Origin of the sequence: Lysobacter auxotrophicus (assembly GCF_027924565.1) — a bacterium.
GTDB classification, from domain to species: Bacteria; Pseudomonadota; Gammaproteobacteria; order Xanthomonadales; family Xanthomonadaceae; genus Lysobacter_J; species Lysobacter_J auxotrophicus.
Genome location: NZ_AP027041.1, coordinates 2,783,570 through 2,803,085, shown reverse-complemented (window position 1 = coordinate 2,803,085; position 19,516 = coordinate 2,783,570). Strand labels below are relative to the sequence as shown.

Sequence of the window (19,516 nt, the reverse complement as noted above, 5' to 3'; positions counted from 1 at the left end):
CGCAATCGTGGCCGTGCGCGGTGAACCGGCGATGGCAGCGGCATGACGCGGCGATGACGTGCATCGGCAAAAACCGCGACTGAAAACGGTTACCCGTTGTGACGCGCGTGAAAGGCCCGTGTCGCCGAAGCGCGCAGGCGCTCGGATTAACAAATCCCTGCCTAGAATTAACCGCTTTGACATTCCCCCGAGGAGAGCGCGTGCACCGACGCGAAGTGTTGCTGGCCGGCCTGTCCTGGCCCGTCTGGGAGTTGTTGGGGAGCGCGCCCGCACGCGCATGGGCGCCCGCTGGCGCGCCGTCCGCGTTCGATACGGAGTCCGTCGCGAAGATGGCGCAGACCCTCGCCGCGAAGCCATTCGTCCCGCAGAACAAGCAACTGCCGGCCTCCCTGGAGCGCATCGGCTACGACGAATACCGCAGCATCCGCTTCAACCCCGCGCAGGCGCTGTGGCGCGCCGAAGGCCTGCCGTTCCAGGCGCAGTTCTTCCACCGCGGCTTTTTCTTCCGCGACCGCGTGGACATCTACCAGGTGGCCGACGGCAAGGCCACGCCGGTGGTCTACAAGCCCTCGCAGTTCACCTTCCAGGGCGTCAAGGCGCCGACCGAAACCGACCTGGGCTATGCCGGCTTCCGCCTGCACGCACCGATCAACCGGCCCGAATACTTCGACGAGATCGCCGCGTTCCTCGGCGCCAGCTACTTCCGCGCCGTCGCGAAAGGGCAGGCGTACGGGCTGTCCGCGCGTGGACTGGCGCTGAAGACGGGCGGTCCGAACGAGGAGTTCCCGGTGTTCCGCGCGTTCTGGCTGGAGCGTCCGGCGAACGGCGCGAAGCAGATCACCGTGCACGCGCTGCTCGACAGCCCCAGCGTCGCCGGCGCCTACCGCTTCACGATCACGCCCGGCGTCACGACGGTGTTCGATGCCTCCGCGCGCCTGTTCCCGCGCGTGGCGCTCGACCAGGTCGGCATCGCGCCGCTGACGAGCATGTTCCAGTTCGATTCCAACGACCGCGTCGGCATCGACGATTACCGCCCCGCGGTGCACGACTCCGACGGCCTGGGCATGGTCAATGGCCGCGGCGAGCAGATCTGGCGGCCGCTGTCGAATCCCTCGACGGTGCAGGAAAGCGGCTTCGAGGACACCAACCCGCGCGGTTTCGGCCTGATGCAGCGCAAGCGCGCATTTGCCGACTACGCCGACAGCGAGGCGCATTACGAGAAGCGCCCCAGCCTGTGGATCGAGCCGCAGGGCGAGTGGGGCGAAGGCGCGGTGCATCTGTTCGAACTGCCGACGGCCGACGAATTCCACGACAACATCGTCGCGTTCTGGCGGCCGAAGCAGCCGCTGGCGGCCGGTCGGGAGCATCGCTTCGACTACCGCATGCACTGGTGCGACCAGCACAGCTGGAAGCCGGAACTGGCGACGGTCACGCGCACGCGCATCGGCGGGCTGACCTTCGGCGAGAACGCGGGCAAGGCGCGGCTGGTGGTGATCGATTTCGATGGCGGGCGCCTGGACGGCCTGGGCGATGGCGCGAAGGTGAAGGCCGACGTGTCCGCGTCGAAGGGCCGTATCGCCAACGTCACCGCGCATCCGAATCCGGGCGCCGGCGGCTGGCGACTGGGCTTCGAACTCGTGCCCGGCAGCGAGCGCAGCATCGAACTGCGTGCGGTGCTCGGCGACGATCGCGGCCCGCTCACCGAAACGTGGTTGTACCGGTGGACGCTGTGACGGAAGTCCGCGCACCGATGGCGAACCTTCCGATGGGCGATGCGGCGCCGCTGCTTCCGCCCGAATCCCCGCTCGACATGCCGGTGCAGACGCTGCGTGCCGGCACGCTGCGCAACGGGCAACTGCCGACCACGCCGCGCGGGATGGCCCTGCGGCGCCTGGCCGTCATCGGCGGCGCCGCGCTGCTGACGTTGATCGCGACCTACCAGATCTGGTGGGTGCTGCGCGGCGGCGGCATCGACGTGCTCGAAGGCGTCCTGTTGCTGCTGTTCGTCGGCTTGTTCGCGTGGATCGCGCAGGCGTTCGTGGGCGCGCTCGCGGGGTTCGTGCTGATCATCGGGCGGCATCGCGCGCGGCTCGGGCTGGATTCCGCCACGCCCCTGCCGGAACTCGCGACGCGCACGGCGTTGCTGATGCCGACCTACAACGAGGATCCCGAGCGCCTGCTTGCGGGTCTGCAGGCGATCTTCGAATCGCTGCAGGCGACCGGGCGCATGGACCGCTTCGACTTCTACGTGCTCAGCGACACGACGAAGCCGGCGATCCAGGCGCACGAGGAGCGCGCGTTCCGTGCGCTGCGCGATCGCACCGGCGCTCACGCGAACCTGTTCTACCGGCACCGCAAGGACAACCGCGAACGCAAGGCGGGCAACGTCGCCGAATGGGTGCGTCGTTTCGGCGGCGCGTATCCGCAGATGCTGATCCTGGACGCCGACAGCCTGATGACCGGCGACACGATCGTGCGCCTGGTCGGGGCGATGGAACGAAACCCCGACGTCGCGCTGGTGCAGACGCTGCCGATGATCGTCAACGGCAACACGCTCTTCGCGCGCATGCAGCAGTTCGCCGGGCGCGTGTACGGGCCGGTGATCGCGCACGGCATCGCGTGGTGGCACGGCGCGGAAAGCAATTACTGGGGCCACAACGCGATCATCCGCACGCGCGCGTTCGCCGACGAGGGCGGGTTGCCGGAATTGCGCGGGCCCAGGCCGTTCCGCGGCACCGTGCTGAGCCACGATTTCGTCGAAGCGGCGCTGATGCGTCGCGGCGGCTGGGCGCTGCACATGGTGCCCGGCCTCGGCGGCAGCTACGAAGAAGGCCCGCCGTCGCTCACCGACATGCTCGTGCGCGACCGCCGCTGGTGCCAGGGCAACCTGCAGCACGGCGCCGTGTTGCCGGCGAAGGGCCTGCACTGGGTCAGCCGCTGGCACCTGATGATGGGCATCGGCCATTACTTCACCTCGCCGATGTGGGCGATGCTGATGCTGGTCGGCCTCGCGATTCCGCTGGTGAAAGCGGGGCTGGGGACGGATACGTTCTCGCTGCCGGGGTTCTCGCCGTCGGCCTACTGGCGCGAGCAGGATCCCGAGCGCTTCCTGTGGGTGTTCATCCTGACGATGTCGGTGCTGCTGGCGCCGAAATTCATGGGCTGGCTCACGCTGTTCTTCGACCGCGAAACGCGGCGCGGTTGCGGCGGCATCGTGCGTTCGTTCCTGAGCATGCTGCTGGAAACGCTGCTGGCCGCGCTGATGGCGCCGGTGACGATGTACGTGCAGTCGCGCGGCGTCGCCGAAGTGCTGGCCGGCAAGGATTCTGGCTGGGATGCGCAGCGTCGCGACGACGGCACGCTGCCGCTGTCGGGCCTGGTGCGCAGCTACGGCGGCGTCACGCTGCTAGGCGTGATCGCGGGTGTCGTCGCATACCTCATCTCGCCGTCGCTCGCGGCGTGGATGGCGCCGGTGATTCTGGGTTTGCTGCTGTCGATCCCGATCGTGGCGTTCACGTCGGCGCGCGGCCCGGGGCTGTTCCTGCGGCGCTTGAAGATATTCTCGATCCCGGAAGAGCACACGCCGCCGAAGGTCCTGGTGCGCGCGGCGGAGTTGCGCGCGCAGGTAGCGGAACACGTGGAGCCGCCGGAGCCGCATTTGTAGTGGATGACGCGCGGTTGCCGTTGATCGTCCGGCGGTGGCGACCGGTGTAGCCCCTCTCCCATCGGGAGAGGGGTTGGGGTGAGGGGTAACGAAGGGACGGCGCCGAACCGCCGATGCATGGCCGGGCTGCGCTGTTGCCTCTTCGGTGCGCCCTGAAAGCAGAATCAAGATGCGTTCCAGCTTTCGCTGGAATGACGAGACGAGGCGGATGGCGTGACGGCCTGGGTCCCGGCCTTCGCCGTGATGACGGCGGCTTTTGTTGCCCGGGTCGCTTCTCTCGCTCACATGCGCCGCGCGCTCAAACGAACTCGAGCTTCAGCGTGATCCCCAGCCCCGCGAGATCGTCCGGCTCGCCTTCCAGGTCCGCGCGGACGAGCGGGCGCGCGTCGACCCAGCGGCGCGAGACGCACAGGGTCAGCGTGTTGCCGTCGGCCTTCGCGTCCAGCTGCGGGATCGGGTCGGCTTCGTGCGCGCGGTGCAGCAGCACCGCCAGGCGCAGCAGCGCGGCGAGACGGCGCGCCGACATCAATAGACGGTCGGGCAATGCGTCGAAGGCGGTCTTCGGGATGCTGCGCCGGTGCGTGCGCACGAGTGCGGCGAGGAACTGCTGCTGCTGGCGCGAGAAACCGGCGATGTCGGAATGCTCGACGATGTACGCGCCGTGCACGTGGTACTGGCTGTGCGCGATGGCGAGGCCGAGCTCGTGCAGGCGCGCGGCACGCTGCAGCATCAGGCTGTCGTCTGCATCCAGCGACCAGGCCTGCATCACCTGTTCGAACAGCCGCAACGCGGTGCCGACGACGCGGCTGGCCTGGCTGTCGTCGATGCCGTAACGCTGCATCAACGCGGCGACCGACGCGTCGCGCGGATCGTCCGCGCCGCCACGGCCGAGCATGTCGTACAGCACGCCCTCGCGCATCGCGGCCTTGCTCACGGCCATGCGCTTGAGGCCGAGCGCGTCGAACGCCGCTTCCAGGATCAGCACGCCGCCGGCGATCACCGGGCGACGGTCGGACGACAGGCCGGGCAGTTCGATGGCGTCGATGCGGTCGGCCTGCAGCAGCTTGTCGCGCAGGACGGGCAGGGCTTCGGACGTCACCGCGCCCTTGGTCAGTTTCATCGCCGCGCAGATGTCGCCGATGGCCTTGTTGGTGCCGGACGCGCCGAGTGCTTCGTTCCAGCCCAGCGCGCGGTACGTGCCGGCGAACTGCTGGAACTCGGCGGTAACTTCGGTGAGCGCGTCCTTCCATTTCTTGCGCGAGAGCTTGCCGTTCTCGAAGAAGCGCCGCGTGGTCGCGATGCAGCCCAGCTGCAGGCTTTCGCGTTCGATCGCCTCGAATCCCGAGCCGATGATGCATTCCGTGGAACCGCCGCCGATGTCGATCACCAGGCGCAGCTCGCCCGGCCGCGCGGGCTGCGCGTGGGCGACGCCAAGGTAGATCAGGCGCGCCTCCTCTCGGCCGGCGACCACTTCGATGGCATGGCCCAGCGCGGTCTCGGCGGGCATCAGGAACGCCTGCGGCACGGCGAGCCTGCGCACGGTGTTGGTGGCGATGGCGCGCACGCGTTGCGGCGGGATGTCGCGGATGCGCTGGCCGAAGCGGGCCAGGCATTCGAGCGCGCGCTGGCGCACGTCCGGCGACAGGCCGCCCTTGCGGTCCAGGCCTTCGGCCAGGCGCACGGTTTCGCGCAACCGGTCCACGATGCGCAGCTGGCCCAGCACGTAGCGCGCCACGACCATGTGGAAACTGTTGGATCCCAGGTCGACGGCGGCCATCAGGTCGCCATCGACGAGCGGCAGTTTGCTGGTGGGGAAGGCGTCGCTCATGCGCACATGATCCCCGGTCGGCCCCGCGGCCGTCCATAAGCCTTCGGGTGGCTTGCCTTCACGCACCGGTCCATGGCCGCGATGCGGTTACGCGCCCACGTTGCCGAGCAGCGACAGCTGTGCCGAATGCGGCGTGTCGCCGGGCGCGGGCGACAGGCGCACGTAGCTGCCGTCGGACTGCAGCGTCCACGCGCTGCAGTTGTCGGCGAGGTAGTTCGCCAGCGCTTCCTCGTACACGCGCTGCGCCAGTTCCGGCGCGAGGATCGGGAAACCGGTCTCGATGCGGCGCAGCAGGTTGCGTTCGAGCCAGTCCGCGCTGGAGCAGAACAGGTCCGGATCGCCATCGTTGGCGAACCAGTACACGCGATGGTGTTCCAGGAAGCGCCCGACGATCGAGCGCACGCGGACGTTCTCGGAAATGCCCGGCAACCCCGGTCGCAGCGTGCACGCGCCGCGCACGATCAGGTCCACCTGCACGCCCGCCTGCGACGCCATGTACAGCGCGCGCACGACCTGCGGCTCGTTCAGCGCGTTCATCTTGGCGATGATCCGCGCGGGCTTGCCGGCCTTCGCGTGGCGGGTTTCGCGGTCGATGCGCTTGAGCACGCCCGCGTGCAGCGTGAAGGGCGATTGCAGCAGGCGCTTGAGCTTGATCGTCGGCGCCAGGCCGGACAGCTGCTGGAAGATCAGGTGCACGTCGTTGCCGATGTCCGGATCGGCGGTGAACAGCCCGAAGTCGGTGTAAACGCGCGCGGTACCGCTGTGGTAGTTTCCGGTGCCCAGGTGCACGTAGCGGCGCAGCTTGCGGCCTTCGCGACGCACGATGAGCATCATCTTCGCGTGCGTCTTGTAGCCGACCACGCCGTACACGACCTGCACGCCGGCGTCCTGCAGGCGGTCGGCAAGACCAAGGTTGGCTTCCTCGTCGAAGCGCGCGCGCAGCTCGACCACGACGGTCACGTCCTTGCCGTTGCGCGCGGCCTGCACGAGGCTGTCGACGATCGGCGATTCCTTGCCCGTGCGGTACAGCGTCTGCTTGATCGCGAGCACGTTCGGGTCTTCGGACGCCTGCTTCAGCAGTTCCAGCACCGGCGTGAACGCGTCGAAGGGATGGTGCAGCAGCACGTCGCCTTCGGCGATCTTGTCGAACATCGCTTCCACGCCCGACAGCTGGCGCGGCTGGAACGGCAGGAACTTCAGGTCCGGACGCTGCACCAGGTCGTAGACCTGGATCACGCGGTTGAGGTTGACCGGGCCGTTGATGCGGTACACCGCGTTCTCGGTGAGGTCGAAGTTCTCCAGCAGCGTGCGCACGATGTCGTCGGGGCACTGCTCGGCGATCTCCAGCCGCACCGCGCGCAGGTAGCCGCGGCCGACGAGTTCGTCGCGCAGCGCGAGCGCGAGGTTCTCGACTTCGTCCTCGTCGACGATGAGCTCGGAATTGCGCGTGACGCGGAACTGGTACGCGCCCTTCACCTGCATGCCGGGGAAGAGTTCGTCGACGAATGCGGACAGCACGGCGGACAGGAACACGAAATCGTGCTTGCCGCCGGAGACGTCTTCCGGGATCTGGATGATGCGCGGCAGCGAGCGCGGTGCGCGCACGATTGCCAGGTGGCCTTCGCGGCCGAACGCGTCCTTGCCCTTGAGCACGACGACGATGTTCAGCGACTTGTTGAGGATCTTCGGGAACGGATGCGCCGGGTCCAGGCCCAGCGGCGAGAGCACCGGCATGATTTCGTCGCGGAAGTACTCGCGCAGCCAGTGCGTCTGCTGCTCGCTCCAGCCGTCGCGATGCATCACGCGCACGCCGGCGTCCGACAGCGCCGGGCGCAGCACGTCGTTCCAGCATTCGTACTGCGAACGCACCAGGTCGGCGGCGCGTTCGTGGATGTGCGCCAGCACCGTCGCCGGCGCGAGGCCGTCCGGACCCGGCGGCACGCCGAGGTCCTGCGCGTGGCGCAGCGTGCCGGCGCGGATCTCGAAGAATTCGTCGAGGTTGGTGCAGGAGATGCACAGGTAACGCAGCCGTTCGAGCAGCGGCACCTGCGGGTCCTGCGCCTGCGCGAGCACGCGGAAGTTGAAGTCCAGCGCGGATAGTTCGCGGTTGAAGTACAGCTCGCTGTCGCGCAGCGGATCGGTGTCGAGCGCGGCGGTGGCGGCGTCGAAGGCGGCGGCGTTCATGGAAGCACCTCGGAGTACGCGAACTCGTCGCGCGGGCGCACGCGATCGGCGCCGAAATGACAGGAGAACGTGCTGCCGCGACCGACTTCGCTGGTGATCTCCAGCCGCGCCTGGTGCAGGTTCAACACGTGCTTGACGATGGACAGCCCGAGCCCCGTGCCGCCGCTTTCGCGCGAACGGCTGGTGGAGACGCGGTAGAAGCGCTCGGTGATGCGCGGCAGGTGCGAAGCGGGGATGCCATAGCCGCTGTCGATCACCTCCAGCACCGCGCCCTTGTCCTCGGGGCGGAAACGGATGCGGATCGTGCCGCCGGCCGGCGTGTAGCGCACGGCGTTGCTGACGAGGTTGGAGAACGCGCTGTGCAGTTCCTTGTTGGAACCCCACAGGTCCACGCCCGCGGCGTCCTCGACGATCACGTCATGCCGGCCGTGGCTCAGCGCCATGGCCTCGCGCCGCAGCGTGGCGATCATCGGCGCCATCGCGACGGTTTCCTCGGCCGGCAGGCTGTCCTGCGATTCCAGTCGCGAAAGCATCAGCAGGTCTTCGACCAGCTGCGTCATGCGCTGCGATTGACGCTGCATCTCGGCGAGCATCGGCGCCCAGTCGGGATGCTCGTCCGGATCGAGCATGTCGAGGTAACCATGCACCACCGTCAGCGGCGTGCGCAGTTCGTGCGAGACGTTGGCGACGAAATCGCGGCGCATCTGCTCCAGCTGCAGCAGGCGGCTGACGTCGCGCGCGACCAGCATCCACAGGTCGTCGGAGTAGGGGATCAGGCGCAGGCTGAGCGTGACGGCCGGGTTCCACGGCGAGGCGATTTCCAGCGTCTCGGCATTGCGGCCGGACGCCAGCCAGTGCGCGAGCTGCAGCGGCTGCAGGCGCTGCGCGAGCGGCGCGCCGATGTCGCGCGGATAGCGCAACTGCAGCAGGCTGTTGGCCGAATGATTGAACCACTGGATGCGCTGGCTGTTGCGTTCGACGACCACGATGGCGTCGGGCATCGCCGCCGCGGCGGCGCGGTAGGCGCGCAGCATGTCGATCAGGCGCTTCTTGCGCGTGCGCATTTCGGACTGGCTGCGATGCAGCAGGCGATCGAGTTCGTTCCAGATGCCTTCGCCCAGCGGCGACTTCAGCCGCTGGCGCGCGGTGAGGCGCAGCAGCACGTTGCGAAGGCGCCAGTAGTGCCAGGCCACCACGCCCAAGGCGGCGATCGTGATGACCGGCCAGGGGTAGCCGATCAGCAACCCCAGCACGGCCGCGCCCGCGAGGATCAGGGCGAGCTGTCCGAGGGTGCGCAGCCAGGCGGAGTGGGATCGGGGCGGCATGGTCAGGCGGGAGTCGGGAATCGGGGACGGGGAATCGTCGAAGCGGAGGGTCTGCCTCCCGATGTTAGTCGGCACCCGCTGCGGTTGTTCACGTGCGCAGCTTCCAATTCCGCCTCTCCCGTCCCGGCGCTCACGCCTCCACCGACGCCGAGAACCGGTACCCCGCGCCGCGCACCGTCTGCACCATGCCGTCGAGCTGGTGGGGTTCGAGCGTCTTGCGCAGGCGGCGGATGTGCACGTCGACCGTGCGTTCCTCCACGTACACGCTGCCGCCCCAGACGTGGTCCAGCAGTTGCGTGCGCGTGTAGACGCGCTCGGGATGGGTCATGAAGAAGTGGAGCAGGCGGTATTCGGTCGGGCCGATCTGCACCGGCTGGTCGCCTTCGCCGCCGTGGGCGAACACGCGGTGCGCGGCGCCGTCGATGCGCAGCGGGCCGACGGCGACGCTGCCGTCTTCGTCGTCCTCACGCGAACGCCTCAGCACGGCGCGGATGCGGGCCAGCAGTTCGCGGGCGGAGAAGGGCTTGACGACGTAATCGTCGACGCCGGCCTCCAGGCCGCCGACGCGGTCGTTCTCCTCGCCGCGGGCGGTGAGCATGATGATGGGGATCTCGCGCGTGAGCTGGTCCTTGCGCCAGCGGCGGGCGAGTTCCAGGCCGCTGGTGCCCGGCAGCATCCAGTCGAGCAGGATGAGGTCGGGCACGCGGTCGGCGATGGCGGCCTGCGCTTCGCGCGCGTCGCCGGCATGGACGGGTTCGTATTCGCCCTTGCGCAGGGCGAAGGACACCATGTCGCGGATGGCGGGTTCGTCTTCGACGATCAGGATGCGCTTCTGCACGCGGTCACCGGGGGGTGTAGAGAGGGGCTTCGGAAGCCGCATCAGTACACTACCGTTTTATGACGGGCCCATGACACCGTCATCGACGCCTTGCAAAGCAAAGGGTTACCGGCGTCGCAGATCCTCGTCGCGGATGCCCTGACGCTTGAGTTCGAGCACCGTCGGCGTGATGGCCGCGATCCGTGCCTCGATGCGGGCACGGGCGTAGTAGTCCAGGTCCGAACGCCGCTTGAGCGTGTTCAGCTGCACCAGCGCCTGTTCCGGCCGTCCGTTCAGATAGGCCGCTTCAGCGTAGGCCTCGCCCGCGCGAACCGGATCGCCGGCCATGTCGCAGGCGCGGGCGAACACGCGCTGGAACTGCGCGTCGTTGGCCGAACTGCCCAGCAGCGGGCGCAGGAGTTCCTGCGCGCGACGCCCCGCGGCGGCGTTGCCGCGTTCGGCGAGAACGTCGGCGTAGCTGAGGACGACCGCGCGATTGCGCGGCGTCTGGCGCAGAAGCGATTCGAAGCGCGCATCGGCCGAGGCCGCCTTGCCGCTCTTGGATTCGGCTTCGGCCAGCGCGAGCGTGATCCAGACATCGCCCGGGTTCTTCTGCAGCAGCGTGTCGAGCGTCGTGGCCGCCGCGGCCGGCTGGTTCGCACGCAGCTGCGCGTACGCCAGACCGTAGCGCTGCGCGTCGGTGCGCTTGGACGCATCGCCCATCTGCTCGTACTCGCGGATCGCGTCGCTGGGCGTGTTCGCGCTGAGCACCCGAAGGCGTTCGCGCGCGTAGTCGAAACGGCCGGTGCCGCCGGCGCCGAACGCCGTGCCCAGGTTGGCCTGCAACGACGCCGGCAGCAGCGGGTTGACCGCGCCGTCGGACGGGAACTGCGCGCGCGGGGCGCTTTCTTCCTCGCACTGCGCCGGGCCGTCCGGATCGCGCACGCAGACCTGGCTGGTGCCGCGCTCGCGACGGATGCGTGCGGCGCGGTCCTTGGCTTCGGTGATACGCGTGATGGTGACCGGGTGGGTCATCAGCCAGTCGGGCGATTCGCCCCAGTAATTGGCGCCGTTGCTGCGCGAGCGCGCCTGCATGATGGTGAAGAAATCCGCCATCGCTTCGGGCTCGTAGTCGCTGCGCGCCAGGGTCTGGATGCCCAGGCGGTCGGCTTCGGATTCGTTGGCGCGCGTGTAGTTGATCTGGCGCTGCTGCATCAGGCCCATCGCGCCGGCCATCGCCGCCTGCGCGGCGTCGTCGGACGAATTGCTGTTGGACGCCTGCGCGGCCACGATCGCGCCGAGCATCGCCAGCAGGATCGGCAACTGGTCGCGCTGGGCGCGCTCGGCGCCGCGCAGCACGTGCTGCTGGGTGACGTGCGCGATTTCGTGCGACAGCACGCCGGCGACCTCGTCCTCCTTGTCGGCCGCGAGGATGAGGCCGGAGTTCACGCCGATGTAGCCGCCCAGCGTGGCGAAGGCGTTTATCTGCCGCTCGCGCAGCATGAAGAAGGTGAATGGCTGTTTCGGCTGGTCGCTGTTCGCGGCCAGTCGCGTGCCGAGCGTGTCGAGCCAGCTGTCGATCAGCGGGTCTTCGAGGAGGTAATCGTAGTGGCGCAGCTGCGCCAGCATCATCGCGCCGTATTCCTCCTGCTGGCGCGGGCTGAGCAGCTCGCCGGCAGAGGAGCCGATGTCGGGCAGGCGCGATTCCTGCGCGGGCGCGCAGAGGCTCGCGACGGCGATGGTCAGGGCGGCGACGGGCAGGACGATGCGGCGCAAATGAGGCTCCCTATGGACCGGCCGGTGGCGTACCGGATCGCAGGCCGCGGCGGTCGCCCGCAGGATGCGGTGCGTCCATCATGCCGGGATGAACAGGTCCGATACAGCGGCAGTTTCCTTTCACAAGGCTGTCCGGATGCTTCCATCGCGCGTCAGTGTTCCGCGCACGGGGTGGAAATGGCGGACCGCTACGCCCATATTCGACCACAGCCCCATCCGCGAGTTCATCGGGAGATCGTCTTGAGCAGTTCCAACGTTGCGCCCGGCGCCGGTTCGACCGAAAAAGGTCCCGAAATCGTCATCTACACCACCGCCATCTGCCCGTACTGCGTGGCGGCGAAGAACTTCCTGAAGAGCAAGGGCCAGGCGTGGACGGAGATCCGCATCGACCTGGATCCGGCGCAGCGCGAGACCATGATGGCGCGCGCCCGGCGAACCAGCGTGCCGCAGATCTTCATCGGCGACACCCACGTGGGCGGCTACGACGACATGATCGCCCTGCATCGCGCCGGCGGCCTGGAGCCGCTGCTCTCGGCGCAATAACGCTCCGATCCGCCCCGCACCCGGCCACGGCGCCAGACGATGTCTGGCGGACCGTGGCCGATTCGTTACAGACTTCGTTCATCTTTCTTCCCGGAAACCCCATGAGCACGCAGACCCCCGACGAGTCCGACCGCGTCGCCGAATTCACCGCATTCCGCAAGCGCATGAACGAGCGGATCCTGGCCGAACCGAATCAGGTCGTCCGCCGATTCTTCGCGCTGGACACGCAGACCTACCAGGCCGGCGCGCTGGACGTGAAGACCAAGGAGCTGCTCGGCCTGGTCGCCTCGCTCGTGCTGCGCTGCGACGACTGCATCAGCTACCACGTCGCCCAGTGCAAGGAAGCAGGCGTGAACCGCGACGAGATGTTCGAAACCTTCTCCGTCGGTCTGGTGGTCGGCGGCTCGATCGTCATCCCGCACCTGCGCCGCGCCGTGGACTTCCTGGATCGCCTGGAGCAGGGCGAGGCCGCCGCGCCGAACGGCCACGACCACGGCTGAACGCACCCGCCGTGCCACGCAGGAGCCCGCTTCGGCGGGCTTTTTGCCGTTCAGGGCGCCTGACTCGGACATTGGTCGAATCCTTCACGCCTGCAGGGCGGGGGCGCTTCCGGCATAATTCCGGGGCTCACCATCCGGCGCCGACCTTCTCCTCGCGCGCCCATAAGTCGGAAGAAACCCCCAATGACGCAGACTATTACGGTCATCCGTGGCGACGGCATCGGCCCGGAAATCATGGACGCCACCTTGCACGTGCTCGACTCGATGAACCTCGGGTTGCAGTACGAATTCGCCGATGCCGGCCTGGTCGCGCTCGAAAAGCACGGCGAGCTGCTGCCGCAGGCGACGCTCGACTCCATCCGCAAGAACCGCATCGCGCTCAAGTCGCCGCTGACCACGCCGGTCGGCGAGGGCTTCAGCTCGATCAACGTCGAGCTGCGCAAGCGCTTCGACCTGTACGCCAACGTGCGTCCGGCCAAGTCCTTCCCGAACACCAAGTCGCGCTTCGCCGACGGCGTGGACCTGATCACCGTGCGCGAGAACACCGAAGGCGCGTACATCGGCGAAGGCCAGGCGCTGTCGGAAGACGGCGAGACCGCCGTGCTCACGCAGAAGGTCACGCGTCGCGGCTCCGAGCGCATCGTGCGCTACGCCTTCGAACTGGCCCGCCGCACCCGCCGCAAGAAGGTCACCGTCGTGCACAAGGCCAACATTCTGAAGTCGACCTCGGGCCTGTTCCTCAAGACCGCGCGTGCGGTGGCGACGGAATACCCGGACATCGAGTGCAACGAGATGATCGTGGACAACACCTGCATGCAGCTGGTGATGCGTCCGGAGCAGTTCGACATCATCGTGACCACCAACCTGTTCGGCGACATCATCTCCGACCTGTGCGCCGGCCTCGTCGGCGGCCTGGGCCTGGCGCCCGGCGCGAACATCGGTGCGGACGCGGCGATCTTCGAAGCCGTGCACGGCACCGCGCCGGACATCGCGGGGCAGGGCAAGGCCAACCCGTGCGCGCTGCTGCTGGGCGCGGCGCAGATGCTCGACCACCTGGGCGAATGCGAGAAGGCCGAGCGCCTGCGCGCGGCGATCATCGCCACGCTGGAAGCCAAGGACTCGCTGACCCCGGACCTGGGCGGCACCGGCAACACGATGTCGTTCGCGAAGGCGATCGCCGGCCGCATCTGATCGCGCAGGACGCAGGACATCGCCCGGCGGTTCGCCGGACTTCGACGGGGCGCCTTCGGGCGCCTCGTTGCGTTTGGGCGACCCCCGAAGGCGCAACGCGTCCCTGCGTTTGTCGCCCCGGGTAAGCGCAGCGCACCCGGGGAGAGGCTCCGATGCAGCGACGCATGCCCCGGCTGCGCGTCGCTTACCCGGCTACACAGGCACGGCGGCGTCTGCGCTTCGCAGCGCGCATGCTCCGCCTGTGTTCCGCTGGTGGCCTCGACACCGGCGGCGTCCGGCTTCAGAATGCGCCGCCTTTTCGCTCCATCCGGATAAAAAGATGAACGAGCCCGTCCGGCCAAGCGCCTTCGCGCTGGCGCCGCTGCTGGTGTTCCTGGCGCTGTTCTTCGGCGCCGGCCTGTATTTCACCAGCCACGGCGAAGCCATGGGCTTCTACCAGCTGCGTGCGCCGGTCGCGATCCTGCCCGCGCTGGCGCTCGCGGCCTTCATCGCGTGGCGCCGCGGGCTGAAGCCGCTGGAGACGCTGATCGAAGGCATGGGCGACCACAACGTCGTGCTGATGTGCCTGATCTTCCTGCTGGCCGGCGGCTTCGTGGAGGTGTCCAAGGCGATCGGCGCCGTCGATGCGATCGTCGCGCTCGGCATCGGCCACCTGCATCCGGCGCTGCTGCTGCCGGGGCTGTTCGTCGTCGCCGGATTCATCTCGCTGTCGCTGGGCACCTCGATGGGCACCATCGCCGCCGTGGCGCCGATCGCGCTGGGCGTGTCGGACGCGTCCGGCCTGGATCGCGCGCTGGTGCTCGGCGCGGTGATCGGCGGCGCGACGTTCGGCGACAACCTGTCGGTGATCTCCGACACCGCGATCGTCGCCAGCCGCACGCAGGGCTGCACGATGCGCGAAAAATTCCGCGAGAACTTCAAGCTCGCGCTGCCCGCCGCGCTGCTCACCGTCGTGGTGCTGGGCTTCCTCGGCGAGACCGCGCCGGTGCAGACGCTGGAGCCCGTGTCGCCGTGGTTGATCGTGCCCTACGTGATCGTGCTCGGCCTGGCGATGGCGGGCGTCGACGTGATCATCGTGCTCAGCCTGGGGCTGGTGATCGCCGGGTTGTTCGGCGCGTTCTTCACCGATGAGTTCGGCGTCGCCGCATACGCCACCCACATCTGGGAAGGCTTCGAAAGTATGGTGGAAATCATCCTGCTTTCGCTGCTCGTCGGCGGCCTGGGCGCGTTGATGAAGGCAACCGGCGGCCTGGCGTGGCTCGCGCAGACGATCGGCCGTTTCGCACGCGGCCATCGCAGCCGTCGCGCGGGCGAGGTGAGCATCGCGGCGCTGTCGGCGACGACCGACGTGTTCACCGCCAACAACACGGTGGCGATCCTCATCAGCGGCGGACTGGCGCGCGACATCGCGCAGCAGCACGGCGTGCCGCCGGCACGCGCGGCGAGCGTGCTCGACATCTTCGCGTGCGTCACGCAGGGCGTGTTGCCGTACGGCGCGCAGATCCTGCTGGCCGCGTCGCTGGGAACGGTCTCGCCGCTGGCGCTCGCCGGCAACGTGCACTACAGCTGGCTACTGGGCGCCATCACCATCGCCGCGATGCTGTGGCCTTCGCGCAAGGTCGCGCCGCAGGTGGCGTGATCCACACCACGTGATCCATAAAAGGGAAGGGCGCGGATCGCTCCGCGCCCTTCGCGTTTCAGCGTGGATGCGTCGTTCAGTCGCGCGACTGCAGCTTCGACAGCAGTCGCAGGAATTCCACGTACAGCCACACCAGCGTGACCATCAGGCCGAACGCGCCGTACCACTCCATGTACTTGGGCGCGTTCTGCTCGACGCCGCTTTCGATGAAATCGAAATCCAGCACGAGGTTCAGCGCGGCGATCACCACCACGAACAGGCTGAAGCCGATGCCGATCAGGCCGGACTCGTGGATGAACGGAACGCGCACGCCGAAGAACGACAGCACGAACGAGGCCAGGTACACCAGCGCGATGCCGCCGGTCGCGGCGACAACGCCGAGCTTGAAGTTCTCCGTCGCGCGGATCAGCCCGGAGCGGTACGCGAACAGCAGCGCGAACAGCGTGCCGAAGGTGAGCATCACCGCCTGCATCACGATGCCCGGGAAACGGTGCTCGAAAATCGCCGAGATCGCGCCGAGGAAGAAGCCTTCGGTCAGCGCGTAGAGCGGCGCGGTGACCGGCGCCCATTCCTTCTTGAAAATAGTGGCGATGGCGAACACCAGGCCGCCGATCGCGCCGCCGAGGATGTAGGGCATGGCGCCGACGGGGCCGGCTTCGGTGAACTGCACCTGGCTCCACGCGAAGGCCGCGGTGATCACGCACAACAGCAGCAGCGCGCCGGTCTTGTTGACCGTCCCGTTGAGCGTCATCGCCTCGCTGTCGCGCTGGACTACCGCGCCGCTGGAAAGATCGAGGAAGGTGCCTTCCTTCAGTGCGGGATTGCCGCTGCGTCCGATCATGTCGTCCCCTGTTCCGTGGTCAATGGTGGCCCGGAGCATACAACGCCGCTTCACGATGACTGCGATCCGTTGACAGCGGCAGTCGCGCCAGCCAGACTATCCGGCCTTTCGCGGCGTTGGCGCGCAACGGAAGTCCCGGCTTCGGGGTATAGCTCAGCCTGGTAGAGCGCCAGCTTTGGGAGCTGGATGTCGTGGGTTCGAATCCCTCTGCCCCGACCATCCAGGACCGAGCGGGAAGTTGTACCGGCGGTCGCCACGGATGTGTCAGTTAAGATGTAACGCTGGCGCCCGTAGCTCAACCGGATAGAGCACCGGCCTTCTAAGCCGGTGGTTGTGGGTTCGAGTCCCGCCGGGCGCGCCATGAAGTGGCAACACAGGTTTCAGGAAACACCGCGAAAACAAGCTTTATGGTGGCTGTAGCTCAGTTGGTTAGAGTACTGGATTGTGATTCCAGTTGTCGGGGGTTCGAGTCCCCTCAGCCACCCCAGATCGTGCGACAGGTTGTTGGCGAAACCGCTTTTTGTTGTTATAGTTTCGCTCCTAAGTTGTTCCGGGCCGTTAGCTCAGTTGGTAGAGCAGTTGACTCTTAATCAATAGGTCCAAGGTTCGAATCCTTGACGGCCCACCAATCCCGGAAAAGCACCTGGTTCCCCCAGGTGCTTTTTTCTTTTCCGGGCGATCGTTCCGGGGGCGATTTCGATTTTCCCGATGCCGCGGCCTAGAATGCCGCCGCGCCGACGCTCGATCGCCGGCCTTCAGCGAAAGTGGCGGAATTGGTAGACGCCCTGGATTTAGGTTCCAGTGCCGCAAGGCGTGCGGGTTCGAGTCCCGCCTTTCGCACCAACCCGACTCAGTAGGCGGCGGCCGGCAAGGTCGAGCGAGCGTTCGCGAGTGATGCATCCGGCAGCCCGCACAGGCGCCCGGCGGCCTGGCAATCCGAAATGGCCCCAGCGCCTCCCGCCTGCCGCCGAGCGCTGGCACGATGGCCCGCAATCGGCCAAACTACGCCGTTCCGCCGGCCGCGAAGCATTCCGCCCGGGCCGCGGGCAGGACAGGACCATCAACATCGTGCCGCGGCCGCTCGCCGCGGTGGCAGGAGTGGATATGCAAGTTTCGGTCGAATCGCTCGGCAACCTCGAACGCCGCATGACTTTCAGCCTTCCGGCGGACCGGCTGGAAGCGCAGGTCGGCGGTCGCCTGCGCGAGATCTCGCGCGGCGCCAAGATCAAGGGTTTCCGCCCCGGCAAGGTGCCGGCCAAGGTGATCGAGCAGCGCTTCGGCGCGCAGGTTCGCGCCGATGTCCTCAACGACCTGCTGCGCGAGGGCTTCAGCAACGCGGTACGCGAGCAGTCGCTGCAGATCGCGGGCAACCCGCAGATCGTCCCGGCGCAGGGCGGCGACGACCAGCTCTCCTACGTCGCGACCTTCGAGGTCGTGCCGGATTTCGGCGACATCGACGTCGCCAAGCTCAATGTCGTGCGCCACACCGCTGAGGTGAGCGACGCCGACATCGACGCGATGATCGAGAACCTGCGCCTGCAGCGCCGTACGTGGAACGCGGTGGATCGCGAAGCTGCTGCTGGCGATGCCGTCGAGATCGAAACCTACTCGCAGGTCGGCGATGAGCGCCTGCCGGCCGAAGGCGTCGAGCGTGGCGCGACGATCATCGGTTCGGCCGCCATGTTCCCGGCGATCGAGTCGGCGCTGGTCGGCATGAAGGCCGGCGACGAGAAGGCGGTCGACGTCGATTTCCCGGCCGACTGGCGCGTGCCGGCGTTCGCCGGCAAGACGGTCAAGGTCAACCTCAAGGCCACGAAGGTGTCCGAGCCGGTGCTGCCGGACGTCGATGCCGCCTTCATCAAGAGCTTCGGCGTGCGCAGCGGCGACGCGGACCAGTTCCGCGTGGACATCCGCAGCAACCTGGAGCGCGAGCTCAAGGGCGCGCTGATGACCCGCCTGCGTCGCGAAGTCGGCGAGCAGCTGATCGCCTCGTACTCGCACGTCGAACTGCCGCCGAAGCTGGTCGAGGCCGAAGCGCGCGACATCGCCCGCCAGACCATCGAAACGGCGCGCCGCCAGGGCCGCGCGATCGGTGAGGTTCCGGCCGACGCGCACATGGGCTTCATGGATCCGGCGCGCAAGCGCGTGCTGGTCGGCCTGCTGGTCGGCGAGATCGCCCGTCGCAACGAACTGCGCCTGGAACCCAAGCGCGTGACCGAGACGCTGAACCTGATCGCCTCCACCTACGAGGAGCCGCAGCAGGTCATCGATCTGTATCGCAACGATCCGCAGCTCATGAACGGTCTGCAGGCCCGCGTGATGGAAGAGCAGGTGATCGACTGGATCGCCGAGCGCGCGCAGCACACCGAGCAGCCGCTGTCGTTCAACGAAGCGATCCGCCAGTAATGCGTGGCGGCCGCGGCCTCGTGCCGCGGCCGGTTCCATAGAAAGGACGCGCCCCTTGCGCTCAGGTCCGGTTGGCCCCAAGTTGATCGGACCGCGCTTACCCAAGCGCCCCCTATCCGTTCCAAGGTGCCGTCGAACATGGACAACCTGACCAAAGCTTTGAATCTCGTGCCGATGGTGGTCGAACAGACCAGTCGGGGCGAGCGCGCGTACGACATCTACTCGCGCCTGCTCAAGGAGCGCGTGATCTTCCTCGTCGGCGGCGTGGACGACCACGTCGCGAACGTGATCGTCGCGCAGATGCTGTTCCTCGAGGCCGAGAACCCCGAGAAGGACATCAGCCTCTACATCAACTCGCCCGGTGGCGTGGTCACTGCGGGCCTGGCGATCTACGACACCATGCAGTACATCAAGCCGGACGTGAGCACGATCTGCGTTGGCCAGGCGGCCTCGATGGGCGCGCTGCTGCTGGCGGCCGGCGCGAAGGGCAAGCGCTACGCGCTGCCGAATTCGCGCGTGATGATCCACCAGCCGCTGGGCGGCTTCCAGGGCCAGGCAACGGACATCGACATCCACGCCCGCGAGATCCTGACCCTGCGCCAGCGCCTGAACGAGATCCTCGCCAAGCACACCGGCCAGGCGCTGGAGACCATCGCCCGGGACACCGAGCGCGACAACTTCAAGAGCGCCGAGGCGGCCCGCGAGTACGGGCTGGTCGACCAGGTCCTCGAACGTCGCCCGGAAGACTCCATCCAGGCGGGCTGACGCCCCTGCGCAGTCAATTCCACATCATTTTCCGGCC

Annotated in this window: 14 protein-coding genes and 5 tRNA genes; 13 read left to right on the top strand and 6 right to left on the bottom strand. The window is 67.8% G+C overall.

What is annotated here, in order from left to right; all coding sequences use genetic code 11:
• Nucleotides 1-200 precede the first annotated feature (200 nt).
• Together LA521A_RS12640 and mdoH are read left to right on the top strand one after the other, a co-directional pair.
• Nucleotides 201-1,733: an OpgD/OpgG family glucan biosynthesis protein gene (locus LA521A_RS12640; RefSeq protein ID WP_281779235.1), complete on the top strand. Its 1,533-nt coding sequence runs from the start codon at nt 201-203 to the stop codon at nt 1,731-1,733.
• A gap of 17 nt (nt 1,734-1,750) precedes the next feature.
• On the top strand, nt 1,751-3,664 hold the full coding sequence (gene mdoH, locus LA521A_RS12635; RefSeq protein ID WP_281779234.1) for a glucans biosynthesis glucosyltransferase MdoH: 1,914 nt from the start codon (nt 1,751-1,753) through the stop codon (nt 3,662-3,664).
• Nucleotides 3,665-3,962: 298 nt separating this feature from the next.
• On the opposite strand, the gene ppx is transcribed toward mdoH, so the two are convergent.
• The 5 genes from ppx to LA521A_RS12610 all read right to left on the bottom strand — a co-directional run bounded on the left by ppx (nt 3,963) and on the right by LA521A_RS12610 (nt 11,594).
• Complete coding sequence (gene ppx, locus LA521A_RS12630) at nt 3,963-5,492, bottom strand: exopolyphosphatase (RefSeq protein ID WP_281779233.1); 1,530 nt, start codon at nt 5,490-5,492, stop codon at nt 3,963-3,965.
• An 87-nt stretch (nt 5,493-5,579) separates the two neighbouring features.
• Entirely contained in the window at nt 5,580-7,676 is a 2,097-nt protein-coding gene (gene ppk1 / locus LA521A_RS12625; RefSeq protein WP_281779232.1) for a polyphosphate kinase 1, read from the bottom strand.
• The gene (gene phoR, locus LA521A_RS12620) at nt 7,673-9,001 is read right to left on the bottom strand and encodes a phosphate regulon sensor histidine kinase PhoR (RefSeq protein WP_281779231.1); all 1,329 of its coding nucleotides are present in this window, start codon (nt 8,999-9,001) and stop codon (nt 7,673-7,675) included. Before phoR ends, ppk1 begins: the two co-directional genes overlap by 4 nt.
• Before the next feature lie 130 nt (nt 9,002-9,131).
• Nucleotides 9,132-9,839 carry a phosphate regulon transcriptional regulator PhoB gene (gene phoB / locus LA521A_RS12615; protein ID WP_281779230.1) on the bottom strand — a complete coding sequence of 236 codons (708 nt, stop codon included), beginning with the start codon at nt 9,837-9,839 and terminating at the stop codon, nt 9,132-9,134.
• A 105-nt stretch (nt 9,840-9,944) separates the two neighbouring features.
• Nucleotides 9,945-11,594, bottom strand: a complete 1,650-nt coding sequence (locus LA521A_RS12610; RefSeq protein WP_281779229.1) for a M48 family metalloprotease — start codon at nt 11,592-11,594, stop codon at nt 9,945-9,947.
• Between the two features lie 240 nt (nt 11,595-11,834).
• Between LA521A_RS12610 and grxC the strand changes: the two genes are divergently transcribed.
• The 4 genes from grxC (at nt 11,835) to LA521A_RS12590 (ending at nt 15,467) form a co-directional block, all read left to right on the top strand.
• A complete protein-coding gene (grxC, locus tag LA521A_RS12605) occupies nt 11,835-12,137 on the top strand; it encodes a glutaredoxin 3 (protein WP_281779228.1) in 303 nt (100 codons plus the stop codon).
• Nucleotides 12,138-12,238: 101 nt separating this feature from the next.
• Nucleotides 12,239-12,637 carry a carboxymuconolactone decarboxylase family protein gene (locus tag LA521A_RS12600; RefSeq protein ID WP_281779227.1) on the top strand — a complete coding sequence of 133 codons (399 nt, stop codon included), beginning with the start codon at nt 12,239-12,241 and terminating at the stop codon, nt 12,635-12,637.
• Between the two features lie 183 nt (nt 12,638-12,820).
• Nucleotides 12,821-13,828: an isocitrate dehydrogenase gene (locus LA521A_RS12595; protein WP_281779226.1), complete on the top strand. Its 1,008-nt coding sequence runs from the start codon at nt 12,821-12,823 to the stop codon at nt 13,826-13,828.
• A gap of 319 nt (nt 13,829-14,147) precedes the next feature.
• Complete coding sequence (locus tag LA521A_RS12590) at nt 14,148-15,467, top strand: Na+/H+ antiporter NhaC family protein (RefSeq protein WP_281779225.1); 1,320 nt, start codon at nt 14,148-14,150, stop codon at nt 15,465-15,467.
• Between the two features lie 76 nt (nt 15,468-15,543).
• Here LA521A_RS12590 and LA521A_RS12585 read toward each other — a convergent pair whose 3' ends face one another.
• A complete protein-coding gene (locus tag LA521A_RS12585; protein ID WP_281779224.1) occupies nt 15,544-16,308 on the bottom strand; it encodes a Bax inhibitor-1/YccA family protein in 765 nt (254 codons plus the stop codon).
• A 142-nt stretch (nt 16,309-16,450) separates the two neighbouring features.
• On the opposite strand from LA521A_RS12585, the gene LA521A_RS12580 reads away from it, so the two are divergent.
• The 7 genes from LA521A_RS12580 to clpP all read left to right on the top strand — a co-directional run bounded on the left by LA521A_RS12580 (nt 16,451) and on the right by clpP (nt 19,479).
• Nucleotides 16,451-16,527, top strand: a tRNA-Pro gene (locus LA521A_RS12580).
• A gap of 65 nt (nt 16,528-16,592) precedes the next feature.
• Nucleotides 16,593-16,669: transfer RNA gene (locus tag LA521A_RS12575), tRNA-Arg, on the top strand.
• A gap of 49 nt (nt 16,670-16,718) precedes the next feature.
• Nucleotides 16,719-16,795, top strand: a tRNA-His gene (locus LA521A_RS12570).
• Nucleotides 16,796-16,860: 65 nt separating this feature from the next.
• A tRNA-Lys gene (locus tag LA521A_RS12565) sits at nt 16,861-16,936 on the top strand.
• Nucleotides 16,937-17,066: 130 nt separating this feature from the next.
• Nucleotides 17,067-17,151: transfer RNA gene (locus LA521A_RS12560), tRNA-Leu, on the top strand.
• A 261-nt stretch (nt 17,152-17,412) separates the two neighbouring features.
• Nucleotides 17,413-18,714, top strand: a complete 1,302-nt coding sequence (gene tig, locus LA521A_RS12555; RefSeq protein WP_281779223.1) for a trigger factor — start codon at nt 17,413-17,415, stop codon at nt 18,712-18,714.
• 138 nt (nt 18,715-18,852) lie between these two features.
• A complete protein-coding gene (gene clpP / locus LA521A_RS12550; protein ID WP_115842923.1) occupies nt 18,853-19,479 on the top strand; it encodes an ATP-dependent Clp endopeptidase proteolytic subunit ClpP in 627 nt (208 codons plus the stop codon).
• Nucleotides 19,480-19,516 lie beyond the last annotated feature (37 nt).

Coding starts and splice junctions, on each gene's coding strand:
- tig (WP_281779223.1), top strand. CDS start 17,413: ATGCAAGTTTCGGTCGAATCGCTCGGCAACCTCGAACGCCGCATGACT.
- phoR (WP_281779231.1), bottom strand. CDS start 9,001: ATGCCGCCCCGATCCCACTCCGCCTGGCTGCGCACCCTCGGACAGCTC.
- LA521A_RS12600 (WP_281779227.1), top strand. CDS start 12,239: ATGAGCACGCAGACCCCCGACGAGTCCGACCGCGTCGCCGAATTCACC.
- mdoH (WP_281779234.1), top strand. CDS start 1,751: ATGGCGAACCTTCCGATGGGCGATGCGGCGCCGCTGCTTCCGCCCGAA.
- LA521A_RS12585 (WP_281779224.1), bottom strand. CDS start 16,308: ATGATCGGACGCAGCGGCAATCCCGCACTGAAGGAAGGCACCTTCCTC.
- ppx (WP_281779233.1), bottom strand. CDS start 5,492: ATGAGCGACGCCTTCCCCACCAGCAAACTGCCGCTCGTCGATGGCGAC.
- clpP (WP_115842923.1), top strand. CDS start 18,853: ATGGACAACCTGACCAAAGCTTTGAATCTCGTGCCGATGGTGGTCGAA.
- LA521A_RS12590 (WP_281779225.1), top strand. CDS start 14,148: ATGAACGAGCCCGTCCGGCCAAGCGCCTTCGCGCTGGCGCCGCTGCTG.
- LA521A_RS12595 (WP_281779226.1), top strand. CDS start 12,821: ATGACGCAGACTATTACGGTCATCCGTGGCGACGGCATCGGCCCGGAA.
- ppk1 (WP_281779232.1), bottom strand. CDS start 7,676: ATGAACGCCGCCGCCTTCGACGCCGCCACCGCCGCGCTCGACACCGAT.